General features: G+C 62.2%; 14 protein-coding genes and 1 pseudogene. 11 read left to right on the top strand and 4 right to left on the bottom strand.

Annotation, left to right across the window (positions count from 1 at the left end; translation table 11 throughout):
• The first annotated feature begins 44 nt into the window (after positions 1-44).
• Genes ada through WJU18_RS18580 form a run of 3 tightly spaced genes read left to right on the top strand, consistent with a single transcriptional unit; the run spans position 45 to position 1899 of the window.
• Positions 45-929 (top strand): bifunctional DNA-binding transcriptional regulator/O6-methylguanine-DNA methyltransferase Ada, encoded by an 885-nt coding sequence (gene ada / locus WJU18_RS18590; protein ID WP_423454635.1) that lies wholly within the window; start codon positions 45-47, stop codon positions 927-929.
• A gap of 12 nt (positions 930-941) precedes the next feature.
• On the top strand, positions 942-1646 hold the full coding sequence (locus WJU18_RS18585; RefSeq protein WP_423461037.1) for a 2OG-Fe(II) oxygenase: 705 nt from the start codon (positions 942-944) through the stop codon (positions 1644-1646).
• A gap of 4 nt (positions 1647-1650) precedes the next feature.
• Positions 1651-1899 (top strand): Ada metal-binding domain-containing protein, encoded by a 249-nt coding sequence (locus tag WJU18_RS18580; RefSeq protein WP_423454634.1) that lies wholly within the window; start codon positions 1651-1653, stop codon positions 1897-1899.
• Here the strand turns inward: WJU18_RS18580 and WJU18_RS18575 are convergent.
• Positions 1900-2780: pseudogene (locus WJU18_RS18575) on the bottom strand (LysR family transcriptional regulator).
• A 106-nt stretch (positions 2781-2886) separates the two neighbouring features.
• On the opposite strand from WJU18_RS18575, the gene WJU18_RS18570 reads away from it, so the two are divergent.
• From WJU18_RS18570 to WJU18_RS18535, 8 genes are all read left to right on the top strand, one after another.
• On the top strand, positions 2887-3900 hold the full coding sequence (locus WJU18_RS18570) for an NAD-dependent epimerase/dehydratase family protein (RefSeq protein WP_423454632.1): 1014 nt from the start codon (positions 2887-2889) through the stop codon (positions 3898-3900).
• 88 nt (positions 3901-3988) lie between these two features.
• A complete protein-coding gene (locus WJU18_RS18565) occupies positions 3989-4531 on the top strand; it encodes a sigma-70 family RNA polymerase sigma factor (RefSeq protein WP_423454631.1) in 543 nt (180 codons plus the stop codon).
• Entirely contained in the window at positions 4518-5558 is a 1041-nt protein-coding gene (locus WJU18_RS18560) for a FecR domain-containing protein (RefSeq protein ID WP_423454629.1), read from the top strand. The genes WJU18_RS18565 and WJU18_RS18560 overlap by 14 nt, the downstream gene beginning before the upstream one ends.
• Positions 5559-5815: 257 nt before the next feature.
• Positions 5816-8335 (top strand): TonB-dependent siderophore receptor, encoded by a 2520-nt coding sequence (locus WJU18_RS18555; RefSeq protein ID WP_423454628.1) that lies wholly within the window; start codon positions 5816-5818, stop codon positions 8333-8335.
• Between the two features lie 122 nt (positions 8336-8457).
• Complete coding sequence (gene pssA / locus WJU18_RS18550) at positions 8458-9342, top strand: CDP-diacylglycerol--serine O-phosphatidyltransferase (RefSeq protein WP_423454627.1); 885 nt, start codon at positions 8458-8460, stop codon at positions 9340-9342.
• A gap of 244 nt (positions 9343-9586) precedes the next feature.
• A complete protein-coding gene (gene leuA / locus WJU18_RS18545) occupies positions 9587-11251 on the top strand; it encodes a 2-isopropylmalate synthase (protein ID WP_423454625.1) in 1665 nt (554 codons plus the stop codon).
• A gap of 67 nt (positions 11252-11318) precedes the next feature.
• Entirely contained in the window at positions 11319-12857 is a 1539-nt protein-coding gene (locus WJU18_RS18540) for a 2-isopropylmalate synthase (protein ID WP_423454623.1), read from the top strand.
• A gap of 120 nt (positions 12858-12977) precedes the next feature.
• Positions 12978-14171: a serine hydrolase gene (locus tag WJU18_RS18535; RefSeq protein WP_423454621.1), complete on the top strand. Its 1194-nt coding sequence runs from the start codon at positions 12978-12980 to the stop codon at positions 14169-14171.
• Positions 14172-14253: 82 nt separating this feature from the next.
• Here WJU18_RS18535 and WJU18_RS18530 read toward each other — a convergent pair whose 3' ends face one another.
• From WJU18_RS18530 to aat, 3 genes are read right to left on the bottom strand one after another with little or no spacing between them, the layout of a single operon-like run.
• On the bottom strand, positions 14254-15045 hold the full coding sequence (locus tag WJU18_RS18530; RefSeq protein ID WP_423454619.1) for an IclR family transcriptional regulator: 792 nt from the start codon (positions 15043-15045) through the stop codon (positions 14254-14256).
• A 5-nt stretch (positions 15046-15050) separates the two neighbouring features.
• Positions 15051-15827 (bottom strand): arginyltransferase, encoded by a 777-nt coding sequence (locus tag WJU18_RS18525; RefSeq protein WP_423454618.1) that lies wholly within the window; start codon positions 15825-15827, stop codon positions 15051-15053.
• Positions 15824-16591, bottom strand: coding sequence for a leucyl/phenylalanyl-tRNA--protein transferase (aat, locus tag WJU18_RS18520; protein ID WP_423454617.1), 768 nt, complete (start codon positions 16589-16591; stop codon positions 15824-15826). Before aat ends, WJU18_RS18525 begins: the two co-directional genes overlap by 4 nt.
• Between the last annotated feature and the right edge of the window lie 5 nt (positions 16592-16596).

Below are 16596 nucleotides of genomic sequence, written 5' to 3'. Positions count from 1 at the left end.
GAACCTATTCTTGCCCTGTGATTGACGAAAACAGGATTGTTGACATGAACACGACCATTGCTCGAGAAACCGGGAATACCCATCGGGCGGCTGCGCAGGCGAAAGATGCCGAGCGCGCGGCCCTGGTGGCACGCGCTTGCCGGCTCATAGAGGCATCGGAAACGCCTCCGTCGTTGAACGACCTGGCCGCCGAAGTCGGCATGAGTCCGTTTCACTTTCATCGGCTGTTCAAGGCCGAAACGGGCCTGACTCCGAAGGCTTACAGCTCTGCCTACCGTGCCCGAAAACTGCGCGAGGAACTGGGGGCGCCCAATGCCTCCATCACGGAAGCGATCTACGGCGCGGGCTTCAATTCGAACAGCCGGTTCTATGAGGCTTCCGAGCAACTGCTGGGAATGCGTGCGCGGGATTACCGGGCAGGCGGGAGCGGCGCGGTCATCCGCTTCGCGGTCGGGCAGTGTTCTCTCGGGGCCATTCTGGTGGCCCAAAGCCAGCGCGGTATTTGCGCGATTTTGCTGGGCGATGACCCCGACGCCTTGGTGCGAGAGCTTCAGGATCGGTTTCCCAAGGCCGAGATCCTGGGCGGGGACGGTGAGTTCGAAAGTCTGGTGGCTCAGGTGGTGGGGTTCATTGAAGCGCCTTCGATCGGCTTTCATTTGCCGCTGGACGTGCGAGGCACCGCGTTCCAGGAGCGTGTCTGGCGGGCCCTGCGAGAGATTCCACCCGGCACGACCGTGAGCTATACAGACATCGCCGAGCGCATCGGTTCGCCCAAGGCCGTGAGGGCTGTGGCCCGGGCCTGTGCGTTCAATCACATTGCCGTGGCGATTCCCTGTCACCGTGTGGTGCGGCGCGATGGCGATCTGGCGGGCTATCGTTGGGGGGTGGATCGCAAGCGCGAGTTGCTGCGCCGGGAATCCGCTGAGTAGCGCATGCCCCGCATGGAGGCTCTTGCTGTGAACACGAACGACTGGGATTGGGCGGAGATCGGCAGGCAGTTGGATGCGGAGGGCTATGCCATGCTGCCCGGTCTGTTGAGCGCCGAAGTGGCGCGTAGCCTGGCCCGGCAGGTTACGGGCTCGGGCGCTGCCCGTATTCCACTGGCAGCATGTGACCTGGGGTGCGGCCAACTGCTGTATTTGGGCGCTGATTTGCCGGAGCCGCTGGGCCACTGGCGCTCTGTGTTGTATCGCCACCTGGCCGTTATCGCCAATCGCTGGAATGCCACTTCGGGTACTGCTGGCCGCTATCCCGCGGAACTGGGGGAGTTTCTTCTTCACAACCGGCAGGCGGGCCAGGCGCGGCCACAGTCCTATATGAGCCGATTGGGCGCGGAGGACTATATGGTGTTGCACCAGAGGAATGCTGGCGAGCAGGTCTTCCCCATGCAGATCGTCGTGCTGCTGTCCGAGCCGGGCAGTGATTTCCAGGGTGGTGAGTTCGTGATGACCGAGCAACGCCCGCGCATGCAGTCCCGTCCCTCGGTATTGCCGCTCCAGCTGGGTGATGCCGCTGTCATCGCGACGGCGGAGCGTCCATTCAAAGGCGCCAAAGGCTATTACCGAGTCAACATGAAGCACGCGGTCAGCCGGGTGCGAGCGGGGGAGCGCATCGGCTTGGAGTTGTCCTTCCATCAGGCGAGTTGAGAACGTGTTCACGCTGACCGGGACGGATGGCCAACCCTATTCCAGTGCCGTGCGCGGTACCTTGGGAGGCCATCGCGGCGGCAAGCTGTATGGCCGTCTCGATTGCCGCGCGGCGCTGCGGGCCATTGCCCGGGGCGGTTACGTGAAGCACCGTGTTTTCTTTCTCGACGAAGCAACGGCTATTGCGGCCGGCTATCGGCCCTGCGCTGTCTGCATGCCGCTGGAGTACGCCCTCTGGAAGCAGACCCGCTGATCAAGCCTGCCGCAATCCCTTGATCAGCGCTTCATAAACCACCTTGCAACGGTGGTTGTGGCGCAAATCGGCATGCATGACGACCCACATGGGCAGTTGGATGGCCACGGCCTTGTGCAGTATGCGCACCAGATGCGGATCAGCCTGAGCCCACCCGACCTGGCAGATGCCGATACCCGCTCCTGACCGGATCAGCGCCAATTGGCCCAGGTTGCTGTCGCACCGGAACGCAAAGTTTTCCCGGGCCGACAGTGGCAAAAGCTTGCGCCAGGTACGCAGGAATGGCGTTTCAATGTCAAAGCCGATGATTGAATGCCGTGCCAATGCCGCCATGGAGGGGGCGTTCCATGCCGTGCGAGATAGTCCCGATGCGCGTGCATGCCCAGCTCCACGTCGCGTACCCGGGTGGCCAGCAAGACGTCCTGCTGAGGTGCCGTCATGCGCACGGCAATATCCACTTCCCTTTGCACGACATCGGCGAGGCGGTCACTCAGGACCAGCTCTATCTCCAACTGTGGATGGCTTTGCCGCAGGGCGGCCAGGAGAGGCGGAAGAATCTCCGCGCCCACGACTTCGCTGGCCGAGATGCGGATCGAGCCACGCACCTCGGTACCAAATCCGCGCGCCACCCGTTCCATGGAAGCCGCTGTGTTGTGCATGGCTTCCGCGTGGCTGCGCAGGGCCAAAGCCGCTTCGGTAGGCAGCAAGCCTGTCTGCGAGCGCGTGAACAGCGGCTGGCCTAGCGCCGTTTCCAAGGCTGACACATGACGCCCGACCGTCGGCTGCGTCAGACCGAGCGCGCGCGCGGCTCCGGACAGCGACCCTTCCTGCAGCACGCTCAGAAAGGACCGGTAGAGCTCCCATCCAATGGTATTGGTCATACAAAAATGTATATCAAATGTTCGGTGTGAGGCAATTTTCTTTTGACTGGAATCACTCAAGAATCGAGCTCATCAGGATTTTTGTATGGGCATCTGGAGAAAGATCATGGAACCGGAAAAGACGGCTTTGGTGCTGGGCGCATCGGGCGGCATTGGCGGCGAGGTGGCGCGCCAGATGTGCCAGGCAGGGTGGCGGGTGCGTGCGCTCAAGCGCGGATTGGGCGTGCCCGAGCAGCACGAGGGCGGTATTCATTGGGTGAGGGGCGACGCTCTCCGGGCACAGGATGTCGCTGCTGCGGCCGCAGGCTGCGGCGTCATCGTGCACGCGGTCAATCCTCCGGGATACCGGCGCTGGTCCGAGTTGGTGCTTCCCATGCTGGATCACACCATCGCCGCCGCGCGAACCCAGCGGGCCACCATCGTGCTGCCGGGCAATGTCTACAACTACGGGCCGGAAACCTTTCCGTTGATCGCGGAAGACGCGCCGCAGCACCCTCGTACGCGCAAGGGGGCGATCCGCGTGGAAATGGAGCGCCGTCTTGAGGCGGCTGCCGAGGAGGGCACTGCGCGAGTGCTCATCGTGCGGGCGGGTGACTTTTTCGGCCCGCGCTCGAGCAGCAATTGGTTTTCCCAGGGGATGATCAAGCCGGGGCGGCCGGTCGTTTCGATGCAACTGCCAGGCAAGGGGGTGGCTCATCAATTCGCCTACCTGCCCGACGTCGCTCAAACCGTGGTGCAGTTGCTGGCACGTCGCCATGCCCTCCCGGCCTTCGCGCGGTTTCACATGGCGGGCCATTGGGACCCGGATGGGATGGAGCTGGGCCGAGCGGTTCAGCGTGTGGTAATGCGCCGCCAGAGCCCGCAGCCCGCGCTCAAACGCTTTCCCTGGTGGCTCGCGCGCCTCGTGTCGCCCTTCGTGCCCACGCTGCGCGAAATACTGGAGATGCGTTACCTGTGGGAACAACCGGTGCGCTTGGATAACCGCCGGCTTGCCAAGGTATTGGGCCGTGAGCCACATACGCCGCTCGATGCCGCGGTAGAGGCCACGTTGGTGAGCATGGGCTGTTTGCCCGCTTTGGCAGGAAATTCCTTACCGGTGCCAAGTCCGGAGTTGGTTTGATTCATAATTGATAGTGATTCTCATTTGAGAAACTGCTAACCCGAACAAAGGGCGCGCGGGCAGATCATCGCGTAGCCCGGTCACCATTGTGAGCGCCTCTGACTATTCGTGCCCTGCCTCGGTAGAGGTTCTCTATTTCGACCATCACGATTGGTTGCAGGGTTGGTTGCGCCGCCGCTTGGGCAATGCAGCGGATGCGGCTGATCTGGCCCAAGATGCCTTCGTGCGCCTTCTGGTTGCGCCGCGCCGCTTCGGCAGCCCGCCCGAGGCGCGCTCCTATCTGCGCACCATGGCCAACGGCCTGTGTGTGGATTTATGGCGCCGCCGCCAGGTCGAAGCGGCGTGGCTGGAAGCGCTTGCCGCTCACCCCGAAGCCTTTGCCCCGTCGTCGGAGCATCAGGCCGTTGTCCTGCAGGCGTTGAGGGAGATCGATGAACTGCTGGGCAGCTTGTCCGACAAGGCGGCCAGGGCTTTTGTGCTGGCGGTGGGTTGCGAAATGACGGATAAGGAAGTCGCCGCTGAATTGGGCGTCTCCACGCGCATGGTGCGCAAATACGTCGCTCAGGCCATGCTGCTTTGCATGGCCGCGGAAGAGCAAGGGGAGGCGAAGCCCGGCCATGGATGCGGTTGAGGTTGAGATCTCCCCCTTGCCGGACCCGGGGAGTGTCTCCTTCCATGCCAAGAAGCAGGCCGCCGAATGGTTCGCTTTGCTGCGCTCGGGCGAGGCCACCGATGCCGACCGGGTCCGTTGGGAGGCTTGGCTTGCCGGCAGTGAAGATCACCGCAGGGCGTGGTCTTACGTCGAGCGTGTCAGCCAGCGATTCGCCCCTATTCAGACGAGCCCCGATCCGCAGACAACCGCCGACGTGCTGAAAACTGCTCGGGGGCGGTTGGCGCGGCGGCGACAGGTGCTATTTGGCTTGGCCGCCTTCGGGGGCACCGGGCTGCTGGGCTGGGCGGCATGGCGCCACCCCCATCTGTCCATTCTCGCCGAGGCCTGGAGCGCCGATCACCACACGGGTATCGGACAAAGACGAGAAGTCACGCTGGATGACGGCACTCATGTCTGGCTTGGGCCAGCCAGCGCCTTCAATCAGGAGTTCCGCCCCGACCTGAGGCGCCTGCATCTGGTAAGAGGAGAGATTTTCATCAGCACGGCCACTGATGGCTCGCGGCCGTTCGTCGTGGATACCCGGCACGGCCGTTTGCGGGCGCTCGGGACTCGCTTCAATGTGCGCGTGGAAGACCGGTGGACCACGGTCTCCGTCTACGAGGGGGCTGTCGAAGTTCGTTGCGGACGAGAGTTGACCAAAGTGGTGGTTGCCGGTGAGCAAACCCGATTCGACCGGCAGAGCATCGAGGAGACTGCCGGGGCCGACCTGGCGAATGAAGCCTGGACACGGGGCACTCTGATCGCGCAGGACATGCCCCTTAGCCGGGTCATGGCCGAACTCGAGCGTTACCGGTACGGCCATCTGGCTGTTGCGCCGGACGTGGCCGCCCTCGGGGTTTACGGAAGTTTTCCTCTGGACGATACCGACCGAGCGCTTGCCATGCTGGTCGCGGTTTTGCCCATTCAGGTGAGGAGCCCTCTACCTTGGTGGAGCACCATCGAGCGCGATGACCGCCCGCGTCAAAGTGTTTCCAGCGGGCCGTAGTTCCGCTTTTGGGTGTCTCGTTCGATTAACCAGGGAGAGAGGTATCCCAATCGTCGATTCATCAGCCACCTACGGCTGGTTTCACGCGCAGGCTCATATTCTTCAGCGGCTTTTGCCGTGGCAGATGGAGTTTCGTGTGGGCCGGCATGGCGCCGGACGTGCAACGCCCACCGGCCGTCTTCCCAGGCAGCGAGTTTGACTAGTGCGAAGGGGCGCTCGTATTCGCCATCCAACTCATTTGCCGAGGAAAACCAAGCATGACGCACCGTGTCCATCCTGTCCCCCGCCATCCGCGTGGGCGCCACTGTGAGGACGATACATTCCGCCTGAGATCTGCTCCCCTGGTGCTGGCGGTTCACCTGACTCTGGCGGGAGGCGTGCTGGCCTTGGCGGGCTGGAGTGCCTCCGCCCATGCTCAAGCCACTGGCGCCACGCCATCCGTGGCGGAGACTCCCAAGCGTTACGACATTCCCTCAGGGCCGCTGGGCACGGTGATCTCCCGGTTCGCGGGCGCTTCTGGCGTATTGCTGGCAGGCTCGTCCGAATTGGTGCAGCGCAGGCATAGTCCCGGCTTGAACGGTACCTATACAGCCGAGGCGGCCATCAATGCCTTGCTTTCCGGGACTGGGCTGAATGCGGTCCGCCAGCAAAATGGCACTTACGTTCTGCGGGAAATTCCGGTCGTGCCCGAAAGCAAAGCCTCGGCCGAAGGGACGTTGCCCACCGTGAATGTCTTTGCGCCGAGCGTGAAGGACGCCACCACCGAGGGGACCGGGTCCTACAGGGCCCGCTATACGAACACGGCCACCAAGCTGGATCTTTCGCCGAGAGAGACGCCCCAGACCGTCAGCGTCGTGACTCGCCAGCAGATGGACGATTTTGCGATGACATCGGTGGACGACGCATTGCAGGCCATCAGTGGTGTGTTCGTTGCGGATCGGGGTGCGAATGGCGGCGGCTACTACAGCCGGGGGTTCGATTTGCAGTCGCAATATGACGGTATCCCCAACCCGACGGGCTTGAGCGAATCTGACCAGAATCCGCAGATCGACAATGCCTTTCTTGACCGGATCGAGGTGCTTCAGGGGGCGTCTGGCCTGTTGAGCGGCGCGGGCAGCCCGGGCGGAACAGTCAATTTGGTGCGCAAACGCCCCACCGAGTCTTTCCAAGCCCAGGTTGAAGTGCAGGCGGGCTCCTGGAGTGAGCGCCGCGTCGTCGGGGATGTGTCGGGGCCTTTGATTCAATCCGGACGCCTGCGGGGAAGACTGGTCGCCGTGGCTGAGAACAGCGGTTCATTCGTCGACTACGCCTACAGGAACCGGCGCGGCGCCTATGGCATCGTGGAGGCGGACTTGACTGAAACGACCACGCTGAGCGCCAGCATCCAACACCAGAAGGACAAGGAGCGGAACCACTATGGCGTTCCATTCGCTGCCGACGGCAGCGATGCCGGGCTGAGCCGCTCCTCATTTTTCAATGACGCGAACAGCCGCGTGAAGAAAGACTACACGCTCTATACCCTTGGGCTGGAGCAGAAGCTGGCGGCGGACTGGCGGCTCAGGGCGGCTTATAGCTATGGCCGGACCAACGGTGACGAGCCCAACGGCAGCTACATCTGGGGGGATCTGGATCCCGCGACCGGCGAAGGAATGACCATTGAACAGATGAAGCTGTTCAAGAAAAAGACGCTGTCGCATGCGCTTGATCTGTATGTGTCGGGCCCGGTCCATTTTGGCGGGCGCACGCATGAGTTGGCATTCGGGTTCAATGGCTTTACCCAAGACCTGGAATACCAGGGATCTGGCTATACCGCCTCTACGCCCTTCAACGCCTACAGCTTTGATCCCGCAAGTCTCCCTGATCCTGAGATAGGTTCGGGCTACTCGGGCGGCTCGAAAATCAGGCAATTGGGTGTCTATGGCGTGGGCCGCTTCAAACTGACGGATGACCTGAAGCTGATCGCTGGCGCACGGGTCAGCAACTATGAAAACAAGGATCCCGTCTCAGGTGCCACCACCCAAAAGGAAAGCAGTGTGATCTCCCCCTATGCGGGCCTGATCTACGACATCAACAAGAACTACTCGGTTTATGCCAGCTATTCCGATATCTTCAAGCCCCAAAGCAACCAGAGTTCCGATGGCAGCACGCTGAAGCCTGTGCTGGGCGCCAACTACGAAGTGGGCGTTAAGGGCGAGTTGCTGGACAAGCGCCTGAACGTGGCCGCGGCGGTGTTTCGCCTGGTGCAGAGCAATCTGCCGAAGCTCGATGAATCCGCCGGCCCCACGGCCTGTGCTGGCGGCGCCTGCTATGTGGCCCAGGACAAGGTGATCAGCCAGGGGCTGGAATTGAGCGCCTACGGGGAGATCCAGACGGGCTGGAACCTGGCCGCGAGCTACACCTATGTAAACGCCAAGTACGCTTCGGGAGCCGACAATGGCAAGAGATATGCGAGCTACCTGCCAGAGCACAGCTTGCGCATCGCTACCAGCTACAAGCTGCCAGGGACATCGTGGACACTTGGCGGCAATATCGCGGCGTACAGCAAGGCTTCCTTGAGTGGGGAAAGCTGGGTGTCCGGGCTTTCCTATTCGGCTCGCCAGGGAGGCTTTGCGGTTGTCGGCTTGAACGCCAAATACCAGATCAACCCCAAAACAGAGTTGACCGTAGCCGTCAGCAACCTCTTCGACCGCACCTATCGGGCGTTTCTGGAGTCGCGGGATTACTCGACCTTCGGTGAGCCGCGAAAGCTCGTCGTCAATTTGAGGCACCGCTTTTGATACACGGGTGAGCCATGATCGGCAGGGCAGTAGATGGTGTTTGCAGTGGGGACTATTTTTCGCCTGTAGTCCAAGCCGAATTACACTGGCTGCAATGCCCATGAGGCGCAAGACCCGATTCAATGACCGAAAAAGACGATTTCCCCCCAGGCAGTGCCGCGCCACGCAGCGAGGGGCTGCCTCGCAAGCCGCGCAAGGGTATTTATGTGCTACCCAACCTGTTCACGCTGGCAGCGCTGTTTGGCGGGTTCTATGCCGTCGTGATGGCCATGAACGGGCGCTTCGACCTGGCCACCACGGGTATTTTTGCGGCCATGGTGCTCGATAGCCTGGATGGCCGCGTGGCCCGCATGACGGGCACGCAGAGCGCTTTTGGCGAACAGATGGATTCGCTCTCCGATATGGTGAGCTTTGGTGCCGCGCCCGCGCTGATCGCCTATGAATGGGCGCTTCGCCCCCTCGGCAGGTGGGGCTGGATTGCGGCCTTCGTCTACTGCGCTTGCGCCGCGCTGCGGCTGGCGCGCTTCAACGTCAATACATCGGTGGTCGACAAGCGCTTCTTCCAGGGCTTGCCTTCGCCGGCCGCTGCCGCGTTGGTCGCCGGCTTCATCTGGCTGACCAGCGCGATGCTCTCGGCGCAGCATGAAATACCCATTTTCCGGGAGCTGATGTCCTTGCTGGGCGGGGTCAGGGTAGAGCGCTCCGACTTCGCGTGGATCATGTTCGGGATCGCCTTGTTTGCGGGCCTCACCATGGTCACGAACATTCCGTACTACAGCTTCAAGGATTTTGGCGGCAGGCGCAGCGTGCCGTTCGTGGTGTTGGTGGTGATCGCGCTGGTCATCGCCGTCATCAGCATTGAACCGGCCACGCTGCTCTTCGTGCTGTTCGTGGGCTATGCGCTGTCGGGCTACGTCATCTACGCTTGGCGCCGCATCAACGGCCATCAGGTGAGCATTGTCAGCACCTCGACCGACGAACCCGACGAGCGGGGCTTGCATCAATAAGACGTGCCGCAAGCGCTGGGGCAGGGAAGGGTAATCCCTGCTAGTAAACCATTGCCGTATTTGTGTGCTATATTTTCCTTATGAACGCTAAATCCCTAGCACTACTACTAACACCCAACGGGTGGAGGCGGTAGCGCGCGCAGATAAAGCGTTTTCCCAGATCTCACGGCCCGTTCGCACCAGCAACGGGCCGTTTTCTTTTGGGGTTGCTGGTTGGTTGGTTTTTTCGAGAAGGACTTTCCCCATGTTGTCGCAACCCGCCTCCAAATATCGCCCTTTCGCTCCGATTCGGCTCACAGACCGTACCTGGCCCGACGCCGTGCTGACGCGCGCGCCGACCTGGCTGTCGACCGATCTGCGCGATGGCAATCAGGCGCTGGTGGAACCCATGGATGCCGAGCGCAAGCTGCGCATGTATGAAATGCTCCTGCGCATTGGTTTCAAGGAAATCGAGGTGGGCTTTCCAGCTGCCTCGCAGATCGAATACGACTTTCTGCGCAAGCTGATCGACGAAAAGCGCATTCCGGATGATGTCACTATCCAGGTGATGACCCCCGCGCGTGAGGAGTTGATCGAGCGCACCATCGAATCGCTGCGCGGCGCGCCCCGCGCCATCGTGCACGTGTACAACGCCGTGGCGCCTGCATGGCGCGAAGTGGTGTTCGGCATGACGGTTCCGCAAGTGATGGAACTGGTGGAGCGCAGCATCAGCCAGGTGCGCCGCCTTGCCGATGCGCACCCCGAGACCGAGTGGACACTGCAGTACTCCCCCGAGACCTTCAGTCTGGCGGAGCTCGAGGTTTCGGCCCAGGCCTGCGAGACCGCCATTGCCGCCTGGGGTGAAGGCCGCTCCATCATTCTCAACCTGCCCACCACGGTGGAGAATGCCACGCCCAACATATTCGCCGATCAGATCGAATGGATGGCGCGCCGCTTCGTCGGCCGTCCGGGCGTGGTGCTTTCGGTGCACCCTCACAATGACCGTGGCACGGGCACCGCGTCGGCCGAATTGGCACTCATGGCGGGCGCCCAGAGGGTGGAAGGCTGCCTGTTCGGCAATGGCGAGCGCACGGGCAACCTCGATGTTGTCAATGTCGCGCTCAACCTCTATACCCAGGGCGTTTCACCCGGGCTCGACTTTTCCGATATCGACGCCGTGCGCGCCGAAGTCGAATACTGCAATCAGTTGCCGGTGCCGCCGCGCCATCCCTATGCGGGCGATCTGGTCTACACCTCTTTCTCCGGGTCGCACCAGGACGCCATCAAGAAGGCCTTTGCCGCCCGCCGCGAGGATGACGTGTGGAACATTCCCTACCTGCCCATCGATCCGAAAGATCTGGGCCGCAGCTACGAGGCCGTGATTCGCGTCAACAGCCAGTCGGGCAAGGGCGGTATCTCGTACCTGCTCGAGCATGAGTATGGCCTCGAATTGCCCCGCCGCCTGCAGATCGAATTCAGCCAGATCGTGCAGCGCGAGATGGACGTGGAGGGCAAGGAGCTGACCGCGCAGGACATCCACTCGATTTTCGAGCGTACCTACCGCCCGAGCGAGAACCCCGTGCAGGACATGGTCATCCAGACCAAAGGGGACGATGTGCAGGTCACCGCCACCTGGCAGGGGCAGGCCATCTCGGGTGCGGGCAATGGCCCCGTGGACGCGCTCGCGCAGGCTTTCTGCCAGGCGACGGGGCACCGGGTGCGCGTGCTCGACTACCGCGAGCACGCCATCAGCAGCGGTGCCAACGCCCAGGCCGTGGCCTATGTGGAGCTGCGCGTGGACGATGACCGCACCCTGTTTGGCGTGGCCATGCACCATGACATCACTTCCGCCGCCTTGGCCGCCCTGGCCAACGGTGTCACGCGGGCCGCGTTGGCGCCGGCGGCACAATACGAAGCTGCCACGGCTTGAAGACCGTTCAGGTGTAGTGCCGCCGCGCCATGCGGCGGCACTACACTCCATGCAGGAGAAAACCCACATGACCGACAAACTCATTATTTTCGACACCACTTTGCGCGATGGCGAGCAATCTCCCGGCGCCAGCATGACCAAAGATGAAAAGCTGCGCATCGCGCGCCAGCTGGAGCGCCTGAAGGTGGATGTGATCGAAGCCGGCTTCGCCGCCAGCAGCAACGGCGATTTTGAGTGCGTGCAGGCCATTGCCCAGGCCATCAAGGATTCGACCGTGTGCTCGCTGGCGCGCACCAACGACCGCGACATCTCCCGCGCGGCCGATGCGCTGAAGGGCGCGGCCAGGGGCCGCATCCACACCTTCATCGCCACGAGTCCGCTGCACATGGAGAAAAAACTCCGCATGACGCCGGACGAAGTGTTCGAGCAGGCCAAGCTGTCGGTGCGTTTTGCGCGCAATCACCTGGACGATATCGAGTTCAGCGCTGAAGACGGCTACCGCAGCGACATGGACTTCCTCTGCCGCATCGTCGAGGCGGTTATCAAGGAGGGCGCGACCACCATCAATATTCCCGACACCGTGGGCTACGCCATTCCCGAGTTGTACGGAAACTTCATCAAGACCCTGCGCGAGCGCGTGCCCAACAGCGACAAGGCCATCTGGAGCGTGCACTGCCACAACGACCTGGGCATGGCCGTGGCCAACTCCCTGGCGGGCGTGAAGGCCGGCGGCGCGCGCCAGGTGGAATGCACCATCAACGGTCTGGGCGAGCGGGCGGGTAATTGTTCGCTGGAAGAAGTGGTCATGGCCGTCAAGACGCGCAAGGACTATTTCGGGCTGGATCTGGGCATCGACCCCTCGCACATCGTCGCGGCCAGCCGCATGGTGAGCCAGACCACCGGTTTCGTCGTGCAGCCCAACAAGGCCGTTGTGGGCGCCAATGCCTTCGCGCATGCCAGCGGCATCCACCAGGATGGCGTGCTGAAAGCGCGCGACACCTACGAGATCATGCGCGCCGAAGACGTGGGCTGGAGCGCCAACAAGATCGTGCTGGGCAAGCTGAGCGGCCGCAATGCCTTCAAGCAGCGCCTGCAGGAGCTTGGCGTCATGCTGGAGTCCGAGGGAGAGGTGCTGGCGGCATTTGCCAAGTTCAAGGAGCTGGCCGACCGCAAGAGCGAGATTTTCGACGAGGACATTCTCGCGCTGGTGAGCGACGAAAGCGTGACCGCTGAAAAGGAGCAATACGGTTTCATTTCTCTGTCCCAGCACAGCGAAACCGGCGAAATGCCCCATGCCGAGATCGTTTTCTCCGTCGATGGGAAAGAGGTCAAGAGCGCTTCGGAGGGTAACGGCCCGGTCGATGCCTCCATGAAAGCCATCGAGCGCCACGTGCAAAGCGGCGCGGAAATGGTTCTGTATTCGGTCAACGCCATCAGCGGCTCTACGGAGAGCCAAGGCGAGGTCACGGTGCGCCTGCAGAACTCTGGCCGGGTGGTCAACGGCGTGGGGGCTGATCCGGATATCGTCGTGGCTTCGGCCAAGGCTTATCTGAGTGCACTCAACAAGTTACACAGCAAAGCTGATCGAGTGGCGGCACAAGGCTAGGTTTTTATACAGTTAATCGGAAAAGCGTTAACAAAATAAAATAACTGCCTGATATTGCATGATTTTTCTCGTTTGAATACACTTCAGCCCACTGTTGTTTTTTTGGGCGAGTAAATAATCATGCGGACTGGTGCGCTGCGCAATCTGGGGTCAATCTTCTCTAGAGTCCTGGTGGTCGCGGCGGTGAGTGGGCTGATTGGGCTCGCTCCGTCCGCACCAGCTGTTGCCGCATCCAAAAAAGCCGCCGAGCGCCAGGCGGCTTCCAAGCGTGCTGCCAAAACGTCCGCTAAGGCGCCCGCCAAGGCCACTCATACAGCGCAGAAGAAGAGCGGGAAGTCTTCCACCTCCACCAAGCAAGCTGCCAACAAGAAAGGCGGCCGGACGACGACCCGCATTGCCGCAGGCAAGGGCAGCAAGAAGGCAAGCCGTGCGGTGGCGTCCCGCCAGTCGCGTCTGAGCATGCATGCACGTGCTGAACCCGCGGCGCCCGCACGTTTGTCATTTGGCCAGATGGCCGGCTTGCATGATGTCGCGGATCCGCTCGATCTGAAATCCAGCGTGGCGCTGGTGGTCGACCAGGAAACGCGCGAAGTGCTGCTGAGCAAGAATGACCATGCCGTTCTTCCCATCGCGTCGCTCACCAAGCTGATGACTGGCCTCATCATTTCCGATGCCCATCTGCCGCTGGACGAGATGATCACCATCACCGCGGAAGATGTGGATACGGAAAAGGGCAGCCGTTCACGCCTGGCCGTGGGCAGCACACTCACACGCGGGGAATTGATGCACCTGGCCCTCATGTCGAGCGAGAACCGGGCCGCCCATGCGCTCGGGCGCAGCTACCCGGGCGGTTTGACGCGTTTTGTCTCGCTCATGAATGCACGTGCGGTCATGCTCGGCATGAAAGATACGCGCTATGTCGAGCCTACCGGGCTTTCCAGTTCCAACCGCTCCAGCGCCACTGATCTGGCCATTCTCGTGGCCACGGCCTCCCAGGATCCTCTGCTGCGCCAGCTTTCCACTTCTCCTGGCTATGAAGTGGCGGTCGGCAGCCGGGTTCTTCAATACAACAATACCAACCGGTTGGTGCATAACCCCGATTGGCAGATCGGCTTGCAAAAGACAGGCTATATCTCCGAAGCTGGCCAGTGCCTAGTGATGCAGGCACGCGTGGCGGGCCGCAAACTCATCATGGTGTTCCTGGATTCTTCAGGCAAACTCAGCCGCCTGGCTGATGCCGAGCGCGTGCGCCGTTGGGTGGAGCATCAGCATCCGTCCAGCACCCTGGCAGGGTCAGAACTCGCTGGCGAGTAAGGCGAGATCCAAACAAAAAAGCATTTTCTGCGCTTGCCCTTTTGCGCAGAACCCTCCAGCCTCCTTCCACGGGAGGCTTTTTTTATGGGTTTTGCTCAGAGTTCTGATTCCCCAGGGACGAGGAAATGTGATTGGCTGTGAGCTGAAGCTTGGGCAGCCAATTGTCATCGAGCCGGTCGGCAGGGGCTGAGATGGATAACCCCGCTACCAGCTTGCCTTGATCGTCATAGATGCCGGCGGCCATGCAGCGCACACCGGTCTCCAGTTCTTCGTTGTCGAACGCCACACCCAGTTGCCGTGCCTTGATGAGTTCACGCTCCAGCACCTGCAGTTGGGTGATGCTGTTGCGCGTGTGCCCGGCCAGGCCTGTACGCGTGGCGTAGGCGCGCACCCGTGCAAGGTCGTCCGCTGCCAGGAAGAGCTTGCCGACCGAGGTGAGGTGCAGTGGCGCGCGCCCGCCGATGGCGCGCACCACCTGCATCCCTGATCGCTCGCTGTAGGTGCGCTCGATATAGACGATTTCGTCGCCCTGGCGGACGCTCAGGTTTACCGGTTGCTGAATCAGCTTGTGCAACTCGCGCATGGGCTCCAGAGCGGCGTCACGCACGTTGAGCCGGCCTTTCACGAGGTTGCCCAGCTCCAGCAACCGCATGCCCAGGCGATAGCTGCCCGCTTCAGGGCGGTCCACGAAGCGGCCGGAAGCCAGATCGTTGAGGATGCGATGCGTGGTGGAAGGGTGAAGCCCGGTCTGTTCGCTGATCTGCTTGAGCGACATGGCCTCCTCACGGGACGCCAGCACGTCGATCAGCGCAAACATGCGCTCAATCACCTGGATGGTGGGTGTGACGTGGGCGTCTGGGTTGGACTTGCGCATGGTGACTAGTTGTTGGGGGTCGCTGTTTCAGCATTGGCGCCGGTCTGGAGTATCCAGTGGTCGCCTTCCAGCTGCTCGTAGGGACGAAAGCGCGCCTTGTATTCCATCTTGGGGCTGCCTTTGATCCAGTAGCCAAGGTAGACATAGGGTAAGCCCAGCATGGCCGCTTGATCGATCTGCCAGAGGATGCTGTAGGTGCCGTAGCTGGTCTTGGCCGGCTGCGGATCGTAGAAAGTGTAGACCGCCGAGATGCCGTCGTTCAGCAGGTCGATGATCGAGACCATCCGCAAGGCGCCCGGGGTCAGGCCGTCTTCGGAAGGTTCGCGGAATTCCACCAGCCTGGAATTGACCTGGCTTTGAAGCAGGAATTGGGTGTACTGGTCGACACTGTCATGATCCATGCCTCCGCCCGTGTGGCGGCCGGTCTGGTAACGCAGGTAGAGCTGGTAGTGCTCCGGCATGAAGCAGAGCTTGAGTGTCCGCACCTGAAGGCCGGTATGCCGCGCGCGGGCCCGGCGCTGGCTGCGGTCGGGCATGAAATCGGCCACCTTGATACGTACGGGGGTGCAGGCGCTGCAGCCGTCGCAATAGGGGCGGTAGGTGAACATCCCGCTGCGGCGGAAGCCGCTCAAGACGAGCCCGGAATAGATGTCGCTGTTGATCAGATGGCTGGGAGTGGCGACCTGCGAGCGTGCCTGGCGGCCGGGCAGGTAGCTGCACGGGTAAGGTGCCGTGGCATAGAACTGCAGCGTTTGAAGCGGAAGATCCTTGAGGTGCGTCACCGGTCGGCTGGGAAGGGGGGCAATAACGTATCCCAGTATACGGGGTCGAAGCGCCAGTGCGGGGCGGGCTCCTGAACCCGCTGCCGCACCTGTGCCGCAAATTCGGCGCGGGGCAGGGGCGTGGCGCCCAGCGAGGCCAGGTGGCGCGTGACCTGCTGGCAGTCGATGAAGGGGATGCCGTGCTGCCTGCAGAATGCCACCAGCGCCGCCAGCGCGATCTTGGAGCCGTCGCTGACCTCGGTGAACATCGACTCTCCGAACACCGACTGCCCGATCGCCACGCAATAAAGCCCGGCTACCAGGCGCCCGTCGACCCAGGTTTCCACGCTGTGGGCGTGGCCAGCGGCGTGCAGGTCTTCATAGGCGGCCACCATCTCAGGCCCGATCCAGGTGCCCGATTGACCGGCGCGCGGCGCACCGGCACAGGCTGCGATCACGCGGGAGAAGGTGGTGTCGAAGCGGATTTCGCAATGCCCGCTGATGCGGAACCGCTGCAATGTCTTGCGCAGCGAGCGGTGCAGGCGGAAACGCTGGGTGGCGAGCACCATGCGGGGATCCGGGCTCCACCACATGATGGGTTCACCTTCGCTGAACCACGGAAAGATGGTGGACGAATAGGCCGCGCGCAAGGTGGGCACGTCGAGCGCACCGCCCACGGCGAGCAGGCCCGGCGCGGCCGAGTGTTCAGGCCACGCCTGCTCAAGCGGTGGAAAGGTTTCGCCCGGGCGCAGGAGGGCCAGCGGTGGATGTGCGCGGGGAGGCACGCGTG

The organism is Ottowia sp. VDI28, from assembly GCF_049532675.1.
GTDB lineage: Bacteria > Pseudomonadota > Gammaproteobacteria > Burkholderiales > Burkholderiaceae_C > Ottowia.
Note: the sequence above shows the minus strand (reverse complement) of the source record. Positions and strands in the feature narration are given on the sequence as shown.